Origin of the sequence: Grimontia sedimenti, assembly GCF_011045095.1 — a bacterium.
Lineage (GTDB): Bacteria > Pseudomonadota > Gammaproteobacteria > Enterobacterales > Vibrionaceae > Enterovibrio > Enterovibrio sedimenti.
The window spans coordinates 161,407-185,461 of record NZ_JAALDL010000007.1 but is presented as its reverse complement, the minus strand read 5'-3'; the positions used below and the strand labels follow the sequence as shown (position 1 = coordinate 185,461).

The 24,055-nt window shown below is 50.7% G+C and carries 20 protein-coding genes; 7 read left to right on the top strand and 13 right to left on the bottom strand.

What is annotated here, in order from left to right:
* Positions 1 to 8: 8 nt before the first annotated feature.
* The 12 genes from cysN to G5S52_RS11550 form a co-directional block, all read right to left on the bottom strand.
* The gene (gene cysN / locus G5S52_RS11605; RefSeq protein ID WP_165013685.1) at positions 9 to 1,418 is read right to left on the bottom strand and encodes a sulfate adenylyltransferase subunit CysN; all 1,410 of its coding nucleotides are present in this window, start codon (positions 1,416 to 1,418) and stop codon (positions 9 to 11) included.
* Between the two features lie 57 nt (positions 1,419 to 1,475).
* The gene (gene cysD, locus G5S52_RS11600) at positions 1,476 to 2,393 is read right to left on the bottom strand and encodes a sulfate adenylyltransferase subunit CysD (protein ID WP_165013682.1); all 918 of its coding nucleotides are present in this window, start codon (positions 2,391 to 2,393) and stop codon (positions 1,476 to 1,478) included.
* 14 nt (positions 2,394 to 2,407) lie between these two features.
* Entirely contained in the window at positions 2,408 to 3,379 is a 972-nt protein-coding gene (locus G5S52_RS11595) for a DHH family phosphoesterase (protein ID WP_165013680.1), read from the bottom strand.
* Positions 3,380 to 3,409: 30 nt separating this feature from the next.
* Positions 3,410 to 5,629 carry a GumC family protein gene (locus tag G5S52_RS11590; RefSeq protein WP_165013678.1) on the bottom strand — a complete coding sequence of 740 codons (2,220 nt, stop codon included), beginning with the start codon at positions 5,627 to 5,629 and terminating at the stop codon, positions 3,410 to 3,412.
* A gap of 60 nt (positions 5,630 to 5,689) precedes the next feature.
* Complete coding sequence (locus tag G5S52_RS11585; protein ID WP_062665871.1) at positions 5,690 to 6,214, bottom strand: polysaccharide biosynthesis/export family protein; 525 nt, start codon at positions 6,212 to 6,214, stop codon at positions 5,690 to 5,692.
* Positions 6,211 to 7,419 carry an outer membrane beta-barrel protein gene (locus G5S52_RS11580; protein WP_165013676.1) on the bottom strand — a complete coding sequence of 403 codons (1,209 nt, stop codon included), beginning with the start codon at positions 7,417 to 7,419 and terminating at the stop codon, positions 6,211 to 6,213. Before G5S52_RS11580 ends, G5S52_RS11585 begins: the two co-directional genes overlap by 4 nt.
* 10 nt (positions 7,420 to 7,429) lie before the next feature.
* Positions 7,430 to 8,827: an undecaprenyl-phosphate glucose phosphotransferase gene (locus G5S52_RS11575; protein WP_165013674.1), complete on the bottom strand. Its 1,398-nt coding sequence runs from the start codon at positions 8,825 to 8,827 to the stop codon at positions 7,430 to 7,432.
* 421 nt (positions 8,828 to 9,248) lie between these two features.
* A complete protein-coding gene (locus G5S52_RS11570) occupies positions 9,249 to 10,541 on the bottom strand; it encodes an HlyD family type I secretion periplasmic adaptor subunit (protein WP_165013672.1) in 1,293 nt (430 codons plus the stop codon).
* On the bottom strand, positions 10,538 to 12,247 hold the full coding sequence (locus G5S52_RS11565; RefSeq protein ID WP_062665879.1) for a type I secretion system permease/ATPase: 1,710 nt from the start codon (positions 12,245 to 12,247) through the stop codon (positions 10,538 to 10,540). The genes G5S52_RS11570 and G5S52_RS11565 overlap by 4 nt, the downstream gene beginning before the upstream one ends.
* A 129-nt stretch (positions 12,248 to 12,376) precedes the next feature.
* On the bottom strand, positions 12,377 to 12,994 hold the full coding sequence (locus G5S52_RS11560; protein WP_165013670.1) for a calcium-binding protein: 618 nt from the start codon (positions 12,992 to 12,994) through the stop codon (positions 12,377 to 12,379).
* A 321-nt stretch (positions 12,995 to 13,315) separates the two neighbouring features.
* Positions 13,316 to 13,933: a calcium-binding protein gene (locus G5S52_RS11555; RefSeq protein ID WP_165013668.1), complete on the bottom strand. Its 618-nt coding sequence runs from the start codon at positions 13,931 to 13,933 to the stop codon at positions 13,316 to 13,318.
* Between the two features lie 326 nt (positions 13,934 to 14,259).
* Positions 14,260 to 14,937, bottom strand: a complete 678-nt coding sequence (locus G5S52_RS11550; protein ID WP_165013666.1) for a LuxR C-terminal-related transcriptional regulator — start codon at positions 14,935 to 14,937, stop codon at positions 14,260 to 14,262.
* A gap of 356 nt (positions 14,938 to 15,293) precedes the next feature.
* On the opposite strand from G5S52_RS11550, the gene G5S52_RS11545 reads away from it, so the two are divergent.
* Positions 15,294 to 15,827, top strand: coding sequence for a single-stranded DNA-binding protein (locus G5S52_RS11545; RefSeq protein ID WP_002541246.1), 534 nt, complete (start codon positions 15,294 to 15,296; stop codon positions 15,825 to 15,827).
* A gap of 239 nt (positions 15,828 to 16,066) precedes the next feature.
* On the opposite strand, the gene G5S52_RS11540 is transcribed toward G5S52_RS11545, so the two are convergent.
* On the bottom strand, positions 16,067 to 16,945 hold the full coding sequence (locus G5S52_RS11540; protein WP_046304833.1) for a LysR family transcriptional regulator: 879 nt from the start codon (positions 16,943 to 16,945) through the stop codon (positions 16,067 to 16,069).
* Positions 16,946 to 17,089: 144 nt separating this feature from the next.
* Between G5S52_RS11540 and csrD the strand changes: the two genes are divergently transcribed.
* The 6 genes from csrD to G5S52_RS11510 all read left to right on the top strand — a co-directional run bounded on the left by csrD (position 17,090) and on the right by G5S52_RS11510 (position 24,055).
* On the top strand, positions 17,090 to 19,042 hold the full coding sequence (gene csrD, locus G5S52_RS11535) for an RNase E specificity factor CsrD (protein WP_165013664.1): 1,953 nt from the start codon (positions 17,090 to 17,092) through the stop codon (positions 19,040 to 19,042).
* 142 nt (positions 19,043 to 19,184) lie between these two features.
* Positions 19,185 to 20,639 carry a type IV pilus biogenesis protein PilM gene (locus G5S52_RS11530; RefSeq protein ID WP_165013662.1) on the top strand — a complete coding sequence of 485 codons (1,455 nt, stop codon included), beginning with the start codon at positions 19,185 to 19,187 and terminating at the stop codon, positions 20,637 to 20,639.
* Positions 20,636 to 21,292, top strand: a complete 657-nt coding sequence (locus G5S52_RS11525; RefSeq protein ID WP_165013660.1) for a type 4a pilus biogenesis protein PilO — start codon at positions 20,636 to 20,638, stop codon at positions 21,290 to 21,292. Before G5S52_RS11530 ends, G5S52_RS11525 begins: the two co-directional genes overlap by 4 nt.
* Positions 21,276 to 21,599 carry a general secretion pathway protein GspB gene (locus G5S52_RS11520; protein WP_165013658.1) on the top strand — a complete coding sequence of 108 codons (324 nt, stop codon included), beginning with the start codon at positions 21,276 to 21,278 and terminating at the stop codon, positions 21,597 to 21,599. Before G5S52_RS11525 ends, G5S52_RS11520 begins: the two co-directional genes overlap by 17 nt.
* A 47-nt stretch (positions 21,600 to 21,646) precedes the next feature.
* The gene (mshL, locus tag G5S52_RS11515; RefSeq protein WP_046304906.1) at positions 21,647 to 23,215 is read left to right on the top strand and encodes a pilus (MSHA type) biogenesis protein MshL; all 1,569 of its coding nucleotides are present in this window, start codon (positions 21,647 to 21,649) and stop codon (positions 23,213 to 23,215) included.
* 9 nt (positions 23,216 to 23,224) lie between these two features.
* Positions 23,225 to 24,055, top strand: coding sequence for an ExeA family protein (locus G5S52_RS11510; RefSeq protein ID WP_165013656.1), 831 nt, complete (start codon positions 23,225 to 23,227; stop codon positions 24,053 to 24,055).

Genomic DNA, 24,055 nt, shown 5'->3' with positions numbered 1-24,055 from the left:
CACCCCGATCATTCGACCGATTTGGTTTCCCATTCCGGGTAGTGCTCACGGATGTAGCGATTTAACGCGATTTCTGCCGCGGTGTAGGTGCGTTTCGCTTGTTGTTCACGTGGTGAATGGAGTGCTTCCACCATGCCTGCTCCCACCGTGATATTGGTGAGGCGGTCTATCACAATGAACGCGCCTGTTTTATGGTTCAGGCTGTAGTTATCTGCCGCGACTGGCGCATTCAGACGTAATTCCACTTTACCGATTTCATTCAGTGCTAATTCATTGGCAGACAGCGTTTCGAAGCTGTTGATATCGACTTTGTGTTCAATGCTGGTAATGCGACCTGTCACGTTATGACTGGCGAACTTGAAGTCATAGTCACGTTTGGTCTTCATCGTGTCTTGTGACATCCAGACAATGTTGGCACTCAGGCTGTCGGTCACGGTCGGTGCTGTGTCCTCATGAACCAGCATGTCGCCGCGGGAAATATCGATTTCGTCTGCCAAAGTCACGGTCACCGCATTTTTCGGCGCAACGGCATCAAGTTCACCGTCATAAGTCACAATCGATGTGACTGTGCTTTTATGACCAGACGGCAGCGCCATAACGGTATCGCCTTTGCGCAGAATGCCTGAAGCCAATGTGCCGCAGTAACCACGGAAATCGAGGTTCGGGCGGTTCACGTACTGCACTGGGAAGCGCATCAAATCGAGGTTCTGGTCGCGGCTGATTTCAACGCCTTCCAGCATCTCCATCAATGAAGGTCCCTGATACCACGGCATGTTTTCGCTGGCGCTGACCACGTTGTCGCCCGACAGCGCAGAAATCGGCACAAAGCGGACATCCTTGATGCCGAGCTGGGAAGCCATCGCCTGATAATCGGCCTGAATGGATTCGAACACCGATTGATCAAAGTCGACCAAATCCATCTTGTTGATAGCAACCACCACATGACGAATACCCAGCAGGCTCACGATATAGCTGTGGCGTCGCGTCTGGGTCAGCAGCCCTTTACGTGCGTCGACCATCACGATCGCCAGTTCACAGTTGGATGCGCCCGTCGCCATGTTACGGGTGTACTGTTCGTGTCCCGGACAGTCTGCGATGATGAACTTGCGTTTCTCGGTCGAGAAATAACGGTAGGCCACATCGATGGTGATGCCTTGTTCACGCTCCGACTGCAGGCCATCAACCAGCAGGGCCAAATCGAGAGCTTCACCGGCATTACCCACACGGGCATTGTCTTTGTGCAGGCTGGTGAGGTGATCTTCAAAAATCAGTTTGGTATCAAACAGCAGTCGGCCAATCAGGGTCGACTTGCCATCATCCACGCTGCCGCAGGTGAGCAGGCGCAGTAAATCCTTGTTTTCATGCTGATGAAGATAGGCTTCGATGTCCGATGCGATCAGCGATGAGCTATGACTCATGAGTCACTCCTTTAGCAGGCAAGCAAATGTTTAAATGGTTTTCGAGGCTTATGTTTTTTAGAAGTAGCCTTCGCGTTTTTTCTGCTCCATGGAGCCAGCCTGATCGTGATCAATCACACGGCCTTGTCGCTCTGATGTTTTGGTCAGCAGCATTTCCTGAATGATTTCCGGCAACGTGGCGGCAGTCGATTCGACAGCGCCAGTGAGCGGATAACAACCCAGAGTGCGGAAGCGGACAGATTTCATTTCCGGCTTCTCGTCTTTTTCCAGTGGCATGCGGTCGTCATCCACCATGATCAGGGTGCCATCGCGCTCAACCACCGGACGTTTCTCTGCAAAGTACAGCGGCACGATGTCGATGTTTTCCAGATAGATGTATTGCCAGATATCGAGCTCGGTCCAGTTGGAAAGCGGGAACACGCGGATGCTCTCACCTTTATTCACCCGGCCGTTGTACACGTCCCAAAGCTCAGGGCGCTGGTTTTTGGGATCCCAGCGGTGGTGTTTGTCGCGGAAGGAGTAAACGCGTTCTTTGGCGCGGCTTTTTTCTTCATCACGGCGCGCACCGCCGAAAGCGGCGTCAAAGCCGTATTTATCCAACGCCTGCTTCAGCGCCTGGGTTTTCATCACATCCGTATGCTTGGCACTGCCATGTGTGAAAGGCCCCATGCCCATGTCCACGCCTTCCTGATTGATGTGAACCAGAAGATCGAGGCCATGACGCTTGGTGAACTCGTCACGGAAGGTAATCATTTCCTTGAACTTCCATGTAGTATCGACGTGAAGGAGAGGAAATGGCGGCTTACCCGGGTGAAAGGCTTTCATCGCAAGGTGGAGCATGACTGCCGAATCTTTACCGATGGAGTAAAGCATCACAGGGTTGTCGAACTCAGCCGCCACTTCCCTGATGATGTGTATAGACTCGTTCTCAAGCTGCTTGAGATGGGTTTGGTTTAGCGAAATCTTGTCCACCATGGTCAGTCCTTTTTTTACGTATCCAGCGGGTAACGCTGGTGGAACGCATCAATAAAATCGTTAAGCAATTCAGCGGGCAGGGCGTTGATCCCGGCCGCCGCTTTTCGTCCGCCACCCGTTGGGAAAGCGGCGGCCAGTTCATCAGCACCAACGCGGTTTTTCAGCGGCGCGCGGATGCTGACCAGATAATTGCCGTCAGCCTTTGCCGTGATCACCGCGTTCGCCACTTCCGGGTCGCGGTTGGTTAAATCATTGGAGTACACGCCGCTGATACGGCGCGCCCAAGCTTCGTCCGGCAACATAAACACACGGGAACCTGCTCGCTCGGAGTAAGGCATAATCGCAGCCGCTTTTTCACTGTCGCCGACAAAACCATCTTCCAGTGTCGCGTAGACATCCGGACGCTCGGCAATGAAATTAAATGGCGATGGATAAGCTGCCATCAGGCGGTAAATTTCCGCGGGAGCGAACAGCAAATCGCTGAGCGATGAGCCGTAGCCGTTGTAGTTAAGATAAGTACCGAATTGCATCAGCTTGATGCGGTCTTGATCGCACAGGCCTGATTTATTGGCCAGTGTGTCAGCGGTAGCAATCATGTTGTCGCCATACGCGCCAACCAGTGCCCACTCGCGGTAACGGCCATCCAGCAGTTTGTCGACAATGAGACTGGTGCAGGTATTTGCGGCGGTGTTGATATGTGTGGTCAGTGACGCATGATCCGGCACTTCTCCCGGATTATGGTGGTCGGCGTAAAATACACGCACGCCCTGTGACAATAAGTTATCCAGCGCAGCGCGGTTTTTCTCCATGGCTACATCCAACACAGTCACGTCTTGGGCGACAGCGGGATCGACCTGTTTCAACAGGGCGATATCACGCTTTACCCCGGTGATCAGTACGCTGTCTTTCGGGGTGGCGAGGCGAAGCTGAAGCAGGGCGCAAATCCCGTCAGCATCGCCGTTAAAAACATCAAAACTGGTTTTCATTGGTATTGTTAATCCTTGTTCTGAAAGCGATTAACTCGCTTCCAGTGTTTCGTCATCCTGCTTGTTATTGTTGTAATAACCATAGTGCAGCTTGTATTTTTCCTCCGCATATTTGGCGGAGAGTTGGTTAAGCACTACACCATCGATGGCGATGTCATGACGAACAAGTTGGCTGATCGAACGGTTGACCTGTTTCTCCGTGGTTGCTTCTGCTTTCACCACCAGGATCATGCCACCAGCCAAACGCCCCAGAATCAATCCATCGCTCACCACCTGTACCGGTGGGGTGTCGAGAATGATCCTGTCATAGCTCTGTTTCAGCTGGTTGATCAGCGCCGAGAACTTGGTTGAGCCCAGAAGCTCCTGCGGGTTTTGTGGCAACAGGCCAGCAGGCAGGATATCGAGTTGCGTTTCATCATCGTGATAGATGCAATCAGTCACCGGTGCGCCCATCACCAGTACATTACTCAGTCCCGCTTGGTTGCGTGGCAAGCCATAACGCTGTCCGACAGCAGGCATTCGCAGGTCGCAGTCAATCAAGAGCGTGCGTTCCATCTTGGCAAGGGACTGGGCGAGGCTCATCGCCACGGTAGTTTTGCCTTCAGAGGGCAGTGAAGAAGTCACTGCAAGCACATTGCGCTTACTGTTGGTGAGCGTAAGCAGAATAGAAGTGCGGATAGTACGGACCGATTCGCTGAACAAAGCTTCATCTGGGTCCAGGTAAAGTGTGTGATCAAGCGGTACATTCTTGAATCGCTTCGCTTTTACACGGGGCAGAAATCCTAGGTGCTGCAATCCCAACTTCTCCTCAACATCGTCAGGTTTTTCAATGGTGTTGCGGTAAGCATCCGCTAAAAACGCACCAACGATACCGAGCAGCAGGGCGAATGCGGCGCTGATCACGATCAATTTACCCGTCTGAGGGCTGGATGGATGTTGAGGGACAGCTGCACGATCCGTGAAGCGCGCGTTCACGGCATCGAAGTCGCCAGCAACTGTGGTTTCTTTCTGCCGGTTCAGGAACAAATCGTAGAGCTGACGGTTAGAGTCAACGTCGCGCTTGAGTGAATCATACTGTGCACGTTTTGCACTGATGTTCTGGTAATCGCTCTTCTTGCTTTCAAGCTGTGCTACCAGCGCGCGCTCTTGCTGACGTGCGCTGTTCAGCTCTTTCTCAATGCCTTGCGCCAGGTTATTAATCACTGAGTACATACGCTCTCTGACCGCGTCCAACTGCGCTTGGGCCTGGATCATTTTGTCGTGTTTTGGACCATAGCGTTTAGCCAGCTCTGAAACACGGCGTTCTGCATCTGTTTCGGCATTCTTAACGTCACGTACCTGAGGGTGGTTGGAGATTTCCGGCACTGTCATCAGGCTGCCACTGGCGTTGTTTTTCAGTTGATCAAAAAGACTTTGTGCCGCAACTCGACGTTCACGGGCTTCGTTAACGCGAATAGACAGGTTAGTGAGTTCTGAGCCCGCCAACTGGTCGATATCATCAAGCTCTATCAGACCTTCTTCTTTCAGGAAGTTGGTCAGGGCAAGCTCGGCCGCGTCCAGATTGTCTTTCAGTTCTGTGAGGCGCTCGGTGATCCAGAACGACGCGGTTTGGGTGGCCACCAAACGGGCTTCCAGGTTGGACTCAATGTAAGCCTGACCAAGAGCATTGGCGACTTTTGCTGCCAGTTCAGGATCGATAGAACCAAAATGGATGTTAACTAACTGCGTATTACGAATCGGTTCGATCGTTAGGTGCGATTTAAACTTATTCAAAACAGCTTGGCGCGCAGAAGCATCATCGGTCAGCTCTGAAGGAGAAACCGGCTCCGGAAGGAACTGCTGCAATGGCCCGATGTTATGAAGAAAGCCCAATAGCTTCTCACGGCCTGACAACTCACCAACCTGATTATTGAATTCGCGGATATTGGCAATACCCAGATCCTCAATCACTTTTTCCGCAATGTGGTTAGAACGCAGGATTTCAAATTGAGTCTGGTAGTACTCTTTCTGGCTGGTATCTAAGGTATATACCTCTTCGATTGATACCGCCTTGTTGGCTTCAGACTCAATAAGCAGCGTTGCGGTCGCACGGTAAACCGGAGTAATAGCAAGGATCAGCACTGTCGCGACCAAGGTCACCACCGCCACGAACGTAGCAATCGGCAACCAGTAACGCAGAATAATGCCGACGTAACGCTTGAGATCGAGACGTGCAGGTTCGTTGGCCGGGTTAGGCTCGATAAGTTTCATGATGTTTACTAGTCCTTTTTATCTTCCGTGCGCAAAAAAGCTGTTCTTTCGGTTGGCTTCTTAGAAGAAGCTCTGATCCACTACGATGATGTCGCCAGGGCCAACAGATTTCGACAGACCAACGTTGTTTTCTGTTCTTCCGCTTTTGGCTTCTGTTTGTTGAATTTTGTTTCTTGAAGCGCGATCCGTGAAACCACCCGCAATCGCAATGGCTTTGCCAATCGTTAACCCAGGCTGATAGTCATAACCGCCCGGATGATGTACCTCACCGTTCACGTAGAACTTACGGAACTGCATAACGTTGACCGTCACTTTAGGGTCAATCAGATAGTCGCCTTTCAGCCCTCTCTGAATGATTTCCTGCAGTTGTCCGACGGTTTTTCCTGCTGCTTCCAGCCTGCCGAGATAGGGATAATCAAATCGCCCACGGGTGCTGAGAAGAATGTCCATGGAGAGATCTTCCTCGCCATACACTTTGATAGAAATTCTGTCACCGTCGTCTAGCACGTACTGCTCATTGTCAGCGTACGCGGTGACTGAAAACGTCAGCAGGGCGAAAAGAATAAAGCTAAATCGTTTGATCACAGGCTCACCTCCATGCCGAGAAAAAATCTTGTTTGATCATAACTATAGCCAGTCAACGTCGAGTCACGTTCAAACCAGCTGACGCCTGCCGTTACATCCCACCAGCGGGCAATGCTGTAGGTTGCACTTACGTCAAACTGGGTGTCGTCATCTTTACGGATGCCCGGATAGTCATTGGTTCCATACCTAGCGGAGGCCGTTGTTGTCACTAATGGGGTCCATTTATGTTCCCAGTCAATCTTGATGGATTGATCTTCTACGTAGTCAGCGTTGAGGTTCGGGTCGCGCGCGAAGTCACGGCCCTCAAGGCGAAACTCACTGTAATCAGTGGGTTTCCAACTCAATCTCAGTTGCCAGCTGAAACCCTGGAAGTTTTCGCGCTGGTCACTGTCGAAATCTTTATTTTGGAAACCAAGCAGCAGTCGCCCTTGTGTTTTACCTGTGACATCCCAGTCCAAACCGCCATAAAGGAAGGTGTTGTTGTTGTCACGGCTGCCGCCAGGGCCCGTAAAGAGGTTGTCGTAACTGCGTATTTCATGTCGGAAGATAGTCAGCGCATGGAAATAGCTTGAGACCGCGTAATAAAACTCACCAGCCACATAAGGCATGTCCCAGTTATAGAATTTGGTGTCGACAGTAACGCCATTGGTGCGGACAAACACTTCGTCATCATAGTCTTTGGCTTCATAGCCTAAGATACCGACCAGACGGCCAGGTGCACCGTTGGCACCATACATATAGCGGGCGTTGGCATCATGGCGTCTGAAACGTAAAGGTTCATCGACCTGAAGGCTCGAACCTTCAGTCAGCCCTGTTCCGCGCGCTTCGCTCGCCACACGATAGGTGTAATCAAGGCGAAGGCGATGGCGGATATCGAACAGCCAAAATGCATTTCCATGAAGCTCGTGGTTCACGTAGTCGTCTTCGCTGCTGTCGGTAAAGCTCACGGCGTCAAGCGTATAGTCGAACTGATAGGCCGAGCGGCGCGTTTCAAGCTGGGCAACAACCTTTGGCGTCACCCTGTACATGGCAGAGTCGACAGGATCGGTTTCTGTCCTGCGAACATTGTCATCGTGCCCAGCGCTGAATTGCAGCGTTGGAATGATGTCGATGCCATTTTCCGTTTGATAAGGAAACGGCTCCACTGCCTGTGCAGAGAGAGGGACAGTACACAATGAGTAAAACAATAAGTTACGGCTTTTCACCTATCTCTCCCTAGTACGCCGTCTTACCGACAAACCCTTTGAACACGGTGGCGAAGACAATCTTGATGTCCATCCACAGCGACCAGTTCTGGATGTATTCCAAATCGAACTGAATACGTTTTTCCATTTTGTCCAAAGTGTCAGTTTCACCGCGGTAGCCATTGATCTGCGCCCAGCCAGTAATGCCCGGTTTTACTTTATGGCGCAGCATGTAGCGGTCTACGATGGCGCGGTACTGTTCGTTGTGTGCGACAGCATGAGGACGCGGGCCGACGATAGACATTCTGCCTTGCAGCACATTGAAAAATTGCGGCAACTCGTCGAGTGATGTGCGGCGGATGAAGGCGCCGAAAGGCGTCACGCGTGGATCATTCTTGGTGGCTTGTTTCACATCATCACCGTTGTCCATGACAGACATAGAGCGGAACTTCCACACATTGATTTTGCTGCCATCCAGCCCATAGCGGTGTTGTTTAAAGATGATTGGACCTGGTGATGAAAGCTTCACGCCAATCGCAACAGCCAGCAGCACTGGGGAAATCAGGAGCAAGATCAGAATAGACAGCACAATATCTTCCAGACGCTTCGCCCAGGCAGCAATGCCGCTGAATGGCGTGTCATGCACGCTCAGAGTATGAACGTGGCCAATGGTCTGCCAGCGGCTGTGCAGCAGGTTGTAAGTAAAGAAGTCGGGTACTAGATACGTCGTCGCCGTAGTGTCAGCAAACTGGTTCAGGTAACGGGCGATGCGGTCTTTAGCATGCATTGGCATTGCAATATAGACGTGTTGCAACTCACCCTGGCGCGCCAGTTCAAGTGCTTCACTGACTTTGCCTAACATAGGGGCTGGTAAGGTGCCTTCGACACGATCACTGCTGCGATCTTCATAAAAACCGAGGAGTGTAATTCCCAGCGTGTGGTTGCGCTGAAACTCTTGGGCCAGTTCTATACCGTTGGCTGTTGTACCGATAATGACTGCACGGCGAGTGTTGAAGCCATGGTTGCGCAGGCGGCTTAGCGCAGCTCGCGCCATAAAGCGCCAAAGTACTAAGCCTACAGCTGTACCGGTGAACCAAAGTGTCATCACAACGCGGGAAAACTGAATGCCGCTTTTTGAGAAGAAGAAATAGGCAACAAGAAGCAAGCAGGCACCACACCACGGCAGCAATGTTGCGACCATTTGTCCCTGGAAGTTACTGATACGCCAAGAACGGTAAAGGTGAGAGCTTTCAGCAAACAGCAGATAGAAAATACAAATCAGCGTGGCAAGATGTAACCAGGCTTCACTGATTGAACCCAGGTAGATTTGGCTAACAATTGCCAATGTGCCGCTGATAACGGCCAAATCACACAGTCGATAGAGAATGGCAAATTCAGTTCCATGTGTGCGGATTTTTCTACTATCCATGATTAGGTTCTCTGTTGTGATCAGGACTGAAAGCGATTGGTTCTATTTCATTTCTTCTTATTAAAAAGTAAACCACGCATTCCAAGCTCGCTACCTCAGGTTTGACTTTCAACCAATTGCGTATCTCGCGATTTCTGAGGTGTAAGTAAACCAGTATGCGACTGAGCAGAGAAGATGAAGTTTGTCCGATTTTGGCATGTGACATTTGTACTTCCCTGTCATTACACTATTTAGCAAGTCATCAATAGCTGTTCAGAAATGCAGACAACAAGTGACTTTTATTCCACAAATGCTGTGGTGATGTGTTGAAATTGAGATTTGGCGTTGAATTTATCGGATGTTGAATTCACGCGAATTTGATTGAAGGTCATCACCACTCAGTCTTAAGGTTTAGAAAAGACTGAGTGGCCTATGACGAAGATCACTGTTCACGGAATGCGCGATTAAAGCTTTCTGTGAGTGGTTTCAGTAAATATTCGATTGGCGTGCGCGGTTCGGTCAAAAGCATGACCTCTGCCTGCATTCCCGGATACAGTTCAATACCTTCCAGAATGTCGCTAACGTTATCAATGAGTTTGACCCGGGCAAGGTAATAAGCGAGGCCTGATTGCTCGTCTACCAATCGGTCAGCCGATACTGTTAGAAGCTCGCCATCCAGTGGTTTGACGCTTCGCATACTGAGCGCTGTCAAACGGATCTGCGCTTTCATGCCGGATCGCACCTGATCGATATCAGAAGGATCTACCTTGGCTTCGATCACTAGCCCCTCATTACTTGGGACGATGTCGAGCAATGGCTGCCCCGGAGTGATAACCCCTTCTTCAGAAAAAACCTGAAGATTCAATACTGTGCCGGATAACGGTGCGGAAATCGTGGTGCGGTTGAGAATATCTTTCGAAGAAGCGATTTGTTCATCAAGATCGTAGCGCTCCTGACGGCTTTCACGCAGACCTTCAACGATCTCTTTGATGCGCTCCAGTTCCTGCTCTCTGAGTTGTGCCTGGCTCTCTGCTACGTTCTGAGCCAAACGACTGGCATTTGCCTGAAGTTGACTGATGGTACTGAGGATTTGTGCCTCTTCACGCTCCAGTCGTAACACCTGTGTTTTACTCACATAGCCTTTTTCGGCGAGCTGACGGTTACCATCAATCTCTTCGCCGATAATCGAGAGGCGACGCTTTTCAATTTCCAGACGCTTCTTCTGGCCCTCCAGCTCCGCATTGTTCTGCGCCAGCTGTTTGTTGATGATCTCTTTCTGTGATTCAGAGAATCCGCGGCGGGCGGTGAAGATGCGCATTTGGTTGGTCAGTAGCTCTTCGACACGAGGATTATCACGTACTGCCTCGAGCTCGTCCGGAAAGGTGATGGTTTCGAGATTGTCACGCTCAGCTATCAGGCGGGCTTCACGCGCCAGGGCATTTCGCTGACGGGAAGTCAGCTGCTCCAATTGTGCCTGCGGTTGGGTTTTGTCGAGATAAATCAGAGGCTGGCCTTTTTCGACCGTCGCCCCTTCAGTCACCAACATTTTCTCAATAATACCGCCTTCAAGATGCTGTACGGTTTTCCGCTGGCTATCAACGGTAACCACACCCTGTGCAATCGAAGCGCCTTCCAATGGACTGAAGACAGACCAAATACCAAATGTACCGAAGAAGAGTGCGATGGTACCGAAGCCAATAATAATCAGGCGTTTGATGGATGGGATCTCGTTCATTTCTGGCCTCCTTTCTGAGCGATGGCTGCACTTTGCTCAAGGAGCGGCTTCAGTACTTCGTCGCGCTCACCAAAGGCGCGGATTTGAGCATCCTGGAGAACCAACAGTTTATCCATGGATTGCATCATGCTCGGTCTGTGTCCGACCAGAATGATGGTTGCCTTGCGGGATTTGAGATAGGCAATCGCGCGTTGCAGTGCAGCTTCACCGACACCATCGAGGTTTGCATTGGCTTCATCCAGCACAATCAGGCTAGGGTCGCCATAAAGCGCACGGGCGAGGGCAATACGCTGGCGTTCACCACCGGAAAGTCCCAAGCCACGCTCGCCTACGACGGTGTCGTAGCCTTTTGGCTGGCGAAGAATAAGCTCATGGCAACCCGCCAGTTTGGCGGCATGGATGACCATATCCGGGTCACCTTCAGACATACGTGCGATGTTCTGGCGAAGAGTGCCAGGGAAGAGCTCCACATCCTGTGGCAAGTAGCCGCAATGTGGGCCTAAATCGTCAGGATCCCACTTCGCCACGTCCATATTATCCAGACGAACGGTTCCGGCTGTCGGTGTTAGGTTGCCAAGCATTAGACGCGCGAGCGTTGACTTACCGGTTCCAGATGGGCCGATAATGCCAAGCGCTTCACCGGGTTCCAGCTTGAAGTTAATGCCATGCAGCACTGGCTCAGCGCCGCCCGGATGGAAGTAGGTGACTTTCTCAACCGAAATCAGACCCTTTGGTTTTGGCAGCGGCATAGACTTCGCGCGCTCTGGGAAAGCCGGGATCTGTTCTTTCAGGCGCTGGTAACTTTGACGCGCAGAAATCGCTGTACCCCAGGCACTGATAGACTGTTCAACTGGTGCCAATGCCCGCGCCATTAGAATTGAACCGGCAATCATGGCACCTGCTGTCATTTCGTTTTCAATCACCAGATAAGCACCAACACCCAACATGGAGATTTGCAGCAACATGCGGATGAACTTTGAAGAGGCTGTCAGTAGTGCGCCTTTCGAGTTCGCAGTGACCTGCCCCTGAATGCTGTCATTGTTGAGTGCCGTCCAGCTTTTAATGAAGTTAGGCATAATGCCCATCGCTTCAATGGCATCAGCATTTCTCGCTGCTGACTCCGCCTGTTGCATCGCCATGATAGAGGCTTCATTGGCTTTTTTGTGTGCCTGACGGGTAGACATGTCATTGATGATGGCAATGGCGAACAGGATGAGTGCGCCCACCGTGGCGATAATGCCAAGGATAGGGTGAAGCAAGAAAACAAAGCCGAGGAACACCGGCGTCCAAGGGGCGTCCAGCGCGGGGATAATCGCATTACCACCGATAAAAGCGCGGATGGCGGCAATGTCACGAAGGCTTTGTACGGAAGCGGAAAGTCCCTGACGCAGTTGTAGGGCAATACTGCCGCTCAATATATCGGGAGACAGGCTTTCATCAAACCAAGCGCCAATGCGTACCATAAGACGTGTCCGGATATTTTCCAGCACCGCCATGGTTAAGAGGGCAAAGATGGTGATCATGCTGAGAAGCAGCAAGGTATCGATAGATCGGGAACTGATCACTCGGTCGTAAATTTGAAGCATGTAGATGGGCAAACACAGCACCAGTATGTTGATAACAAAACTGAATGCGATAACGAACACCAGCGCTTTTTTACATTGCCCGAGAGTGTTTTCTAATTGCTTTTGTGTAGTGAGAGACATGTTATATCCGATGACGTTGCATCGCTATACGTATGGATACAGCCACGTAGCGAAAGATTTAATGAGCCCCAAAAAAAACAACCAGCATAGGAAGATACTGCTGGTTGTTTTGAGTATAGCTCGCCTGAGTTAGACGATAATAAAGTCATCTGCTGACAGGTCTGTCGCAGTGATGTTGTTCAGAGTAAAGCTTGAGCCGTCCGCCAGATTGACCAGCGTATTGTTGCCTACTTGGGTGATGTCCAGTGAAGCAAAGTCGGTGTCGCCAGTTGAGCGAATGATCAGTGTGTCGATGCCAACTTCGAAATCCACAACGCGGTCATTACCAGTGCCTTCACCCAGCAGGTTATGGAAAACAAAAGTGTCTGCGCCGTCGCCGCCAAACATGAAGTCGTTTCCTGTGCCGCTGAACAGCCAGTCATCACCGTTACCACCGTACATGAAGTCGTTGCCGCTGTTTGCGTAAAGGGTATCGTTCCCCTCACCGCCAAGCAGTTTGTCGTCGCCTTCACCACCTTGGAGGTTGTCTTCGCCTGTACCGCCGCGCAGTACATCGTCGCCTTCACCGCCTTTCAGCAGATCGTCGCCTTTACCACCGATGAGCAGATCGTTACCTGCACCGCCGAGGATTTGATCATCGCCATTAAAACCTACAATGCGATCATCGCCACCCAGTCCGCTGATCACATCAGCATCGTTTGTTCCTTCCAGTGACTCTGGATTATTGGTTCCTACAATGTCAGCCATTTTTTATATGTCCTTTTGATACTACCTACCTTTGTCTTAACGATGCTCAGGTGATTTTTCACTTCTTCACATCGGCGACTGGCAGACAGGTATGACCTCGCCCAACTAGCCGCGCTACCACTTTGCAGGAATCGCGTTGAGAAAATTGTCTCAATAGTGATTTGAGGTGCGAGATTACTGTCTGATCTGTATGACAGATTTATTGCCATGTTATGAGACCCAAATAGGACTGTTGGGATTTCGAGAAGCAGTGTCAGAGAAATGAGAGAAGGCAGCAGAATTCTGCTGCCTTGTATTAATTCATTGATATATAAGAAGAGGTTAAATGATGTTGAAGTCGCTGGCTGATAGGTCGTCGACATCAATGTTGTTCATAATGATGCTTGAACCGTCGGCTAGGCTGACAAGTGTGTTATTGCCGACCTGAGTCAGACTCAATGAAGCAAAATCGGTATCGCCGGTTGCACGGATCCAAACCAAATCGGTACCGATTTCAAAGTCGGTAATACGGTCATTGCCCGTACCGTTACCGAGAATGTTGTCGAACATGAAGACATCAGCACCTTCGCCACCGAACAGGAAATCGTCTCCCGTACCGCTGATCAATGCATCATCACCTTTGCCACCGAAAAGCACATTGCTGTCTTCGCGGGCGTAGAGTAAGTCGTTGCCGATACCTCCGTTGAGGACATCATCGCCTTTACCGGCGAACAGGATGTCATTCCCGCTGCCGCCGGCAACGTAGTCGTCGCCCTCACCGCCACGGACAAAATCATCCCCGGCGCCACCGGTGATCCTGTCATTGCCTTTACCGCCATAGACCACGTCATCACCACCAAAACCCACGATGACATCGTCTTCGAAAAAGCCGATCAGTAAATCATCATCATTCGTACCGACAAAATCGTCGGGCAGATCTGTTCCTAAGATTATGTTCATAGTGCTAACCCTCTGTATTTGAGATTACCTTTGTCAAATGGGGATGCGTACGTCGACGAGTGAATAGATGTGTCCTCGCATCAGTGCGAACGGCAGTGGGCGGGCTTAATATAGGTATGTTTTGAGATGGCCAACTCTCACATCGCACCTTCTATTGTGAAGGACTAATGAAGTCTGAGATGTCTCAGTTGTGACAGAATATGAGAACTCGCTAATTAAGCTGTCAGCCTAGTTAACATAGAGTCTTGGAGGGGAGAGCGTTCACTGCAGGGTATACCCGATAAGAGGGAAAAAACCTGCAGTGAGAGAGACAAGGTGTAAAGAGCTTAGCCTTGGTAATCCAAGCCAATAACAGACAGGTTATTTTTGGCCCAGAATACGGCTTGAACGCGGTTCTTCACATTGATCTTTTTAAAGATGTTGTAAAGGTGCGATTTGACGGTGTGTTCAGACACAAACAGGCTGTCAGCAATTTCACTGTTAGAGGCACCAGTGACCAGCTTGCGAAGGATTTGCTGCTCGCGGTTGGTCAGGCAAATTTCGGAGTAATCAATCGCACTGTTGTTGTTTTGCTGATAGTAGTGAATGAGCTCAGCCAGTTTTTGTCGAGGCAGCCAGTATTCGCCAGACAGCATCTTTTCAATGCCGTGACACAGGTGTTCGAGATCATCTTCTTTTTTGAACACGCCTTTGATGAACGGCCAGCTTGCGAGCTCTTTTGCGGAGAGATCGTGTGCGTTAAACAGGGCAAAGACATGCTGCTCACTAAAAGGAGCCAGACTTTGTTTGACGAAACTGACGGTGTCACCTTCGAAGGCGCTAAGGTCAATCAACACCAGACCGGAGGATGTAGAGAGTTTCTCGCTGATTTCTTGCTTCTCTACCAAAGACACGGCGCTTTTAATTTCCTTCTCAAGGCATGAAATCAACGCAGTGATGGTCATGCTCGGCTCTGAGACGAGGAGTATCGTGTATTTGTCTGAGGTGGTCTCGATGTTCTGCATGTGTATCCCTAAATGCCTGTAACTGTGCGATTTGCATCTTTCCGGCTGTACACCAGTTTATGAAAATGCATTCGCAGCATTCTAAAGCTCTATCACAAAGCAATTCGTATCATTTTTAGAACTTGCAACCGAAGCTTTGTGTGTAAAACGCGCCCAAACTCATTGTTAGTCTAATACAATTTGTTTTCGAACGCCGATTTCTGCGTAAGAGAATTCATTCTTACATAGTAGATTTCATCAGGTTGCATTCAGTCACAGTAACGGCATTAAAGATTGTGACGATTTTTTTTGCTTCTGTTATCATCGCCGTTTACCGTCACCCACGTGATCAATAAATAAAGGTTTGGGAGCACAATATGGCCAGCCGTGGAGTAAACAAAGTTATCTTGATTGGCAACTTGGGTAACGATCCTGAAGTTCGCTATCTGCCGAATGGCGGTGCGGTTGCCAATTTGACCGTTGCAACCTCAGAAACGTGGCGCGACAAAAACACCGGTGAAAACAAGGAAATGACCGAGTGGCACCGTGTGGTAATGTACCGTCGCCTGGCTGAAATCGCGGGTGAATACCTGAAGAAAGGTTCAAAAGTGTACCTGGAAGGTCGCCTGCAAACACGTAAGTGGCAAGGTCAGGACGGTCAGGACCGTTACACAACTGAAATCGTTGCTAACGAAATGCAAATGCTGGACAGCCGTGCCGGTGGTGGCATGGGTCAAGGTGCACCAATGCAGCAGCAACCACAGCAAGGCGGTTGGGGTCAGCCACAGCAACCTCAGCAGTCTAACTACCAGCCGCAGCAGCAACAGCCCGCACACCAGCAGCCGCCTCAACAACAGGCGCCTCAGCAGTACAACGAACTGCCAGATTTCGACGACGACATCCCGTTCTAATCGACGCGATATTATCGAATCTGCACAACCCCGCTTCTTGCGGGGTTTGTTTTATACCAATCACAGTAAGTAGGTGATCAGAAATAGCGCAGGAAAAATGCTCGAGAACAAGGCGGAAAATTTCGATAAGTAGCTCTTCTACAGTCAAATTTTTCAACGCAGTTATCGAGCATTTTAACAAGCTAGGATGAGCAGATATTTACTGCGATTGGTATTATCTGGCACTGTGAAAATGCTTTTCAGTGACCGACTTTCTGCTTAAGAAAATCAATGAACAGCCGCGTTTTGGTGTGGTTGTATTCGAGCTTTGGATAATAGGCATAAGCCGCACTTTTCGGCTGACGCACATCCGGTAGCACGGGCACCAGTAATCCCTGATCCAATTCCTTTCTGACCGTAACATCTCCAACCAGAATAATGCCAAGTCCAGCCACCGCTGCGTTCACTAAGGCTTCAGGGTTGGGTGAGACAAAGTTTCCGCTCAGGCGTAGCTTTCGACCATGCTCAAACTCGTGCTCTTGTGGGTGGCTGGTGGAGCCATAGAGCAGGCAGTTGTGATGCAAGAGCTGCTCTTGATCGACAATCGGTGGGTGCTGCGCAAGATAAGTCGGTGAAGCAAAAAAGCGCGGCTGGAAATCAAACAGCTTGGTGGCGATAAAACTCGCTGAGTTAAAGTCAGCCAACTCCCGGGTGATCACCACATCCAGATTTGGGTCTGGGAGTTGCCCAGGTGCGAGAGTATGCAGCTCTACCTGAATGTTCGGGTACGCCGAAAGAAACTCACCGATATTGTTAACCAACAGACGACTGCCAGTCGCCAGTGGCGCGCCAATTCGGAGCACGCCGCTGACTTCGCCGTAAGTGGATGTGGTTTCAGAGACCAGTTGTGTCCAGTCGTCCAGCAAAAGTTTTCCGCGCTGATAAAACAATCGTCCCGCATCTGTCATGGTCAGGGTGCGGGTAGTGCGCTTTAACAGTTGAACCCCCAGTTGATTTTCCAGCCAGGCCAGCCGCTTGGAAAGGGCTGAACTCGAGGTGTTGAGCTTGGTTGCAGCTTGAGCCAGCGAACCCATTTCAACCACAGTGACATAACTTTTCGCGCAGGTAATCCAATCCATTTATTGACTCATTATCAACCGAGTATCGACTTTGCGTTCACTTTCATAACGGGAACAACGATAATAACTAATTCAAGGCCGATTGGCCTTCTGAACTTATTTTTGCTGAGAAGGGATCAGCAAAACCCTTCATTTGGATAGTACATGAGAAAAGTTGCCGGGATGAAGCTGACCAACCGATTGGTCGCTTTTGTAACGCTTATTGTTGTTTGTGCCATGTTCGTGCTTTTTATTGGTGGTGCAATCAGTTTTCGTAAATTGGGAACGGACTTCCTCTCCCATTATCTCAGCAAAGTGGTGGTCGAAATTGACCATGCGATTGCCAACCCTGTCTCTAACGAAAACATCGGACTTTGGCTTCCGCAGCTATTGAAAGCCAGTGACATCGTTGAGCTGGAAATTAACAGCAAAACCGGCCTTTTGTATCACTACGAACAAATCCAAACGGTAGGCAAATCGCTGGATTTGATCGTGAACCGCTACGATCTCCCGAGTAATCCCGGCTTCTTCATTGTGATTAAATCGGTTCCTCCGTATGCGGATTTTGCCTATTCGATAGGCGCGATGTCTTCGCTTTCGCTTGCGGTACTCGTCATTGTGCTTGCCCTTTCATGGGGTATACGTTGGCTACGAACCCAGCTCTTGGGTGCAGAATTATTAGAACACCGTGGTCGCTTAATTCTGGCTGGACGGGCAGAAGAGGTGCATACCGGTGATGAACGTGAATGGCCAGCAACGGCCAGTATTGCGCTCGACCAGATGATTGCAGAACTTCGCGAAGCGCGTCAGGAACGCAGTCGCTTTGATACGTTTATCCGCTCCAACACCTTCCTGGATAAACTCACAGGCGCAGCTAACCGCGTGATGTTCGACAACCGTCTGCAAACCCTATTGCAAGATAAAGGCGCGCAAGGTGCAGTGCTGATGATCCGCATTGGCGACTGGGACACTCTGGTCCATGAGTCGGGCAAAGAAGGCGCTGACGAGTGGGTCAAAGAAGTCGGCAACGTGCTGTCGAACGCGATTCTCCGCTTCCCTGACGCTGTGCTTGCCCGTTACTACGACACGGAATTTGCCGTATTGCTCACGCATCAGTCGGCTAAAGACGCCCGTTTGTTTGCTACTCAATTAATGAAAGCACTGGAGCGCCTGACCCCGCCTGAGTGCCTGGAAGAAGAAAACTGGGCGCACCTCGGTATGACCTTCTTTACCACCGGTGAGCGCCGGGGCCGCCTGATGGAAGAGGCCGACATGGCGAAACGCAGCGCTGTGCTTCAGGGTAGCAATGGTTGGTATGCGTTTAAAAAAGATGTTGTCGCAGATGATGCCCGTGGCAGTGTTCGCTGGCGAACCTTGTTGACCCGTGTGTTTGAAGCGGGTGGTCCGGATCTTTACCGACAGGCAGTGAAAGATGCCAAAGGGGAAGAGCTGCATACCGAACTGCTTGCGCGCATCAAAGATGAAAATGGCCTAATCATCAAAGCATCACGCTTTATGAACGGTATCGATCTGGTGGGCATGAACAGCACGTTAGATAGGCGTGTGGTCGGTAAAGCGCTTCATCTTCTTCGCACGGGCGACGGACGTGAAGTGTTGTCTATTAATGTCTGCGCTGAGTCACTGGGTCAGCGCGCATACCAAACCTGGTTGCGAGATACCTTGCTGCAAACGCCACGTAGTGTGCTCAACCGTTTGCAAATTGAAGTCTCTGAAGCGCCGCTGGTCAAGCACTTCGATGCTGTCAGACCGACGCTTCGCATGGTTCGCGCACTGGGTTGTGCGGTGGTGGTGGATCAGGCTGGCCGTTCTGTGGTGAGTACCCACTACGTCAAAGATATCCAACCGAAATACATCAAACTCCATCGAAGCCTTATCCGCGACATTCATCAACGTCCGGAAAACCAGTTGTACGTGCGTAGTATGCTGGGAGCCTGTGACCCGACACCAACCCAAGTTCTGGCGGTGGGAGTGGAATCCCAGCAGGAGTGGAAAGTGCTTTTACAACTTGGGGTTATGGGTGGCCAGGGACGTTTTCTGGGCGCGGAACTCTCTTCCAGTCCAGCCACGCGCAAGAGGCAACGTTGGCGTAAACAATGATGTCGATCGAGCATTGTTTATAAAGCGCTCAATTGCGTCATGAAACTGTCGCACGAACACTTATTTTTTGGCGGGAAATTTGATAGAATATAGTGTACTTCAAACACTTTATTAACATTTCCCGAGCAATTATTAGGTGCAGATGGCAGTTTCTACTCTTTTTGCAAAGTTTTCCCCAGTAAAACAACGACATGTTGTTAGCTTGGTCGCATCCGCCGAACAGGTGGTGATCGCATATCAGGATAATGCTGGAAAGACGCAACTGGATGCGCAAACCGTCACTCAATCTGACCCGTGGACGGCAGCGGCACAACTGATTTCCCGTCACGGGATCAGCAAGGCAGACGTGCATCTTGTGCTCGGGCATGGCCTCTATCAATCCCTGTTGATTGATGATCCCGGTTTGTCTGATGAAGACAAACGTGCGGCGTTGCCATTCCAGTTAAAAGACTTCATTTCTGATTCGCCGTCGGACATCGTCGCCGATGGCTTTAGCTCGCCGGTGGCTAACCGTTTTCAGGCATTTGTCTGCCACAAGCTGCCACTTATCCAGTTCAGCAAAGCGCTGGAAAAAAGTCAGTGCCGACTCACTAACGTATCCCTTGAAGATGTTGCGTTGCGCCAGTGGGCGCAACTGGATAAAACCGAGATGGTACTGAGTCGTGATAGCCATGGCGTGTTGCAGTTGGCTGCATTTCATCTGGGTCGTCTCTGTTTTCAACGCCAGATACGCGGTGTGATGCTGGAAGGGCAAATGATGCCCCCATCGGTTGTTGATGACTTAGCATTAGAAGTGCAGCGTTCACTTGATTACCTGCGTTCACAACTGAAAAGCGCGCAAGTGACAGGGCTGGTCGTCAGTGTGCAGGGTGTTGATGACACCGAGTTGGCGTTCCAACTGTCTTCCCGTCTGTCTGTCGCGGTGCGCCCACAGCAGCTTTTCGATACCGGTGCCCATCATCAACACATTGCGATGGCCGCGCTAAGCCGCGACTATTCTCCGGATGTGAACCTATTCAGCGACGATCTGTCGCCGAAAGCGCCGCTGCTGACGTTCGAAAAAATGCTGCTGGTATGGGGCGCAACCTCACTACTGGTGGTGTTAGTGGCTGCTTACCAACAATTTTCATTGGCGCAAGCCGAGAAGTTTTTTTCATTGGCAGACAGCGAGCGACAGAGCGCACAAAATCTTTCCGATGAGCTTAACGAGCAAATGGCTTTGCATCTGCCATCGGTAAGCCTGACCAATGAGGTGAAAGAGAAAAAAGCCGCCATTGAGGCTAAGCGCCGTGCGTTGGCTGCGGTGAAACAGCATGATGCAGCACTGCAGCAAGGTCATGCAGATACCTTCCGCGCACTGGCCTCACTTTCTCGCCGCGATATTTCCATTTCTTCTATTTCTGTTAGTCAACAGTCGCTCGATTTGAGCGGACTGGCTGCCACTCCTGCTTCTGTTCCGGCTTGGCTGCAGACATTCAAATCTCAGCCACCACTGGCAGATCGTGTTTTTGAACAAATGGCGCTGAGCCGCGATGAGAAAAACCGCCTGAACTTCAATCTGGTATCCAAACGTGAAAGCGGGGAGAGCGCGAAATGAATGCACTACTCACCCGCGGTAAAGACGCGTTTGAAGCACTGAGCATCCGTGAACAGTGGATGATTGCACTGGCAGGCTGGATGGCGATTCTCGGCTTGGGTTTGTTCCTCTTTATTGAGCCTGTAAGTAAGACGCTGGCGCAGCTGGAAACGCAGATTCTTCAGTCAGAGCGCACGACCGAAGACTTGGTGACACTCAATCGTCTGAAGCAGGAAAAGCTGCACACCTCACCGAACACTGAGCTTGAAGCTGAGTTGGCGACACTCAATCAAGAGATTTCAGCGCTTGATAGCGAAATGGAGCGCAAAGTGGATGGCTTGGTTACCGCTGCCCAAATGTCTTCATTGATGGAAGCTGTGCTGAGGCAGTCTGAGCGCTTGACGCTGGTATCAATGAACTCCTTGCCACCGCAACAACTGACAGACATGGAGGATGCGGGTTATTACATCCATCCTGTCGAAATCACGCTGGAAGGGCGTTACTTCGACATTGTCGATTACCTGAGTGCGCTGGAGGCCTTGCCCGTCAAATACTACTGGCAAAGCGTGGACTACAGCGTGAAGGAATACCCGAAGGCTGAAGTCACCATTGAGGTTTACACCCTGGGTGAAAGTGCTGTGTTTATCGGGGGCAAAAATGAAATTACTGAATAGCGTTCTGATTATGTTTTCGCTGTCGCTGCCGATAACGTCTTTAGCAGAGAGCGATCCGACAGCGCCGCTAGGCTTTACGCCTTCCTCTCAGCCCGCGAAGAAAAAGGTATATCGCTTGCCAAAACTGGACGCGATTTTGTGTGCGAGCGATGGCAGTTGTTCTGCTGTGCTGAATGGCAAGAGCGTGAGGAAAGGTCAAAGCATCAATGGCTACGTTGTCAGCCGAATCAATGAAGAGCGCGTAACGCTGAGCCGTGGTGGCAAGCGTTGGGCATTGACCGTATTTAACGAGCAGGTAGTACAGTGAAGACACATTCATTACTGAGCAAAGGTTTACTGACCTTCGCCGCAGCGATGCTGTTGTCGGCGTGTCAGAGCGTGGGACATCAAAAGCCAACTGAAATACAGGAAGCGCTGAACGAAGCCTATGCACAGAGCACTTCCCAGCCATTGACGGAATTGCCAGATGCGGTCACTCAGGATTTGATGGGGGATTTCTCTGACACCTCTGGCAGTGGCGTGTTGACTGAAAAACGCCTGCGCATCAATGCCAATAATGTGGATGCCAAAGCTTTCTTTGGTTCTTTGGTGCAGGGCACGGATTTCAATCTGGTGATGCATCCGGAAGTGGGCGGGAAAGTCACGGTTTCCCTGAAAGATGTCACCGTGCCTGAAGCGTTGGAAGTGGTTTCTGATATCTACGGCTACAACGTCGAAATCAATGGTCGCCTGATCCAGATTTTCCCGGCGGTACTGCGCACGGAAACTTTCCCGGTGGATTACCTTCAGCTTCAACGCGCCGGTGTGTCACTGACTTCTATCAGTACTGGCGCAGTTTCAACGGATTCCAGCTCTGGCAGCGGAGATGATGAAAAAACTGAGCGTACCTCAGTGCCTACGGGCGGAACCGTGATTGAAACCCGTGCGGAAAGCAATTTCTGGGCGCAGCTCGAACGCGCTGTCGCGGCCATGATTGGTAATGGCGATGGACGCAGCATTGTGGTCTCACCACAAGCGAGCCTTATCACGGTGAAGGCATATCCGAATGAACTTCGCGAAGTGAAACGTTTCCTCGACGCGTCACAAGCACGACTGAAGCGTCAGGTGATTCTGGAAGCCAAAATCCTCGAAGTGACCTTGAGTGATGGCTATCAGCAGGGTGTTAACTGGTCGGATATTACGTCATCGATTGGCAGTGGTGGTGTGGAAATCACACGAGACGCGGCAGAACTTGCCGGCGACTTTATTTCCAATGTGATCGGTGGACAAACCAATATCACCATCTCGGATGGCAATTTCTCCGCGGTGATGAACTTCCTTGATACACAGGGCGATGTGAATGTACTGTCGAGTCCTCGTGTCACAGCGGCAAACAATCAGAAAGCGGTCATTAAAGTTGGTGGTGATGAGTACTTCGTTACGGATATTTCATCCAGCGACACCTCGGGCGATAACTCAGACTCCGGCCCGAACATCGAACTGACCCCGTTCTTCTCAGGTATCTCCCTAGATGTGACGCCGCAAATCGACGATGACAATGGCGTACTGCTGCATGTTCACCCAGCGGTGATTGATGTGGTGACGGAAGAGAAAACCATCCAACTTGGCACTTCATCACAGCCTTATGTGTTGCCACTGGCTAAGACCTCTATCCGTGAGTCGGACTCTATCATTCATGCTCAATCTGGCGATGTGGTCGTCATTGGTGGCCTGATGAAATCGAGCTACGAAGAAATGGTCTCTAAAGTGCCACTTCTCGGCGATATTCCGGGTCTAGGCAATCTATTCCGCAACGTGAACCGCATGAAGCAGAAAACCGAACTGGTGATCTTGCTGCAACCTTCTGTGGTGGGTGAGCAAACCTGGCAAGAAGAGATCAACCGTTCACGTCAGCTGTTGAACGACTGGTTCCCGGAAAACTAAGCCAGCCCTATGTATATGTCGCACTTTGGCCTCAATGCCGCGCCATTTAGTTTGACTCCGGACACACGCTGCTTTTTCGGCGTGCGTTCGCACGTGGATGCGATAAATACCTGCGTGTCGGCGATGGAAATGGGCGAAGGTTTGGTCAAAGTGACAGGCGAAGTGGGTACAGGAAAAACCATGGTGTGTCGTTTGGTGCTCAAAGCATTGAGCGAAAGCTTTACCTTGGTATTTCTGCCAAACCCAGCCAATACGGTAGCAGGGTTGCATCGCCTGATTGCTGATGAGCTTGGTATTGATGAACAGGTGACAGAAGACAAGCTGCTTGGTGCAATCCAACAGGCAGCTATTGCAGCTGCACGAGATGAAAAGCCTGTCGTGATCCTTTGTGATGAAGTGCAGGCCATGCCGGATGAAGTGCTTGAAGCGATCCGCTTGCTGGGCAATCTGGAAACCGAGCAGCGTAAGCTGATCCAACTGATTATGTTCGGTCAACCAGAGCTAGATGAGCGCCTGTCCCAGCACAGTATGCGCCAGTTGCTGCAGCGTATCAGTTTCAGCGCAGAATTAACGCCACTGAGCTTTGCTGAGACATCAGCCTATATTGACCACAGATTACAAGAACAGGGCGCTTCGCCACTGTTTTCAACTTGGGCAAAGCGACGTATTTGGGTCGCGAGTCAGGGCATTCCGCGACTGGTGCATCAGCTTTGTCATAAATCGCTGTTATTGAGTTTTGGCAGGGGCAAACGCCGCGTCAGCGCGCATGCTGTTCGCCTTGCCATTAAAGATACACCTCTCGCCCGCCAGCACTCTGTGCTTCAGGCCGTTTGGGGGTAG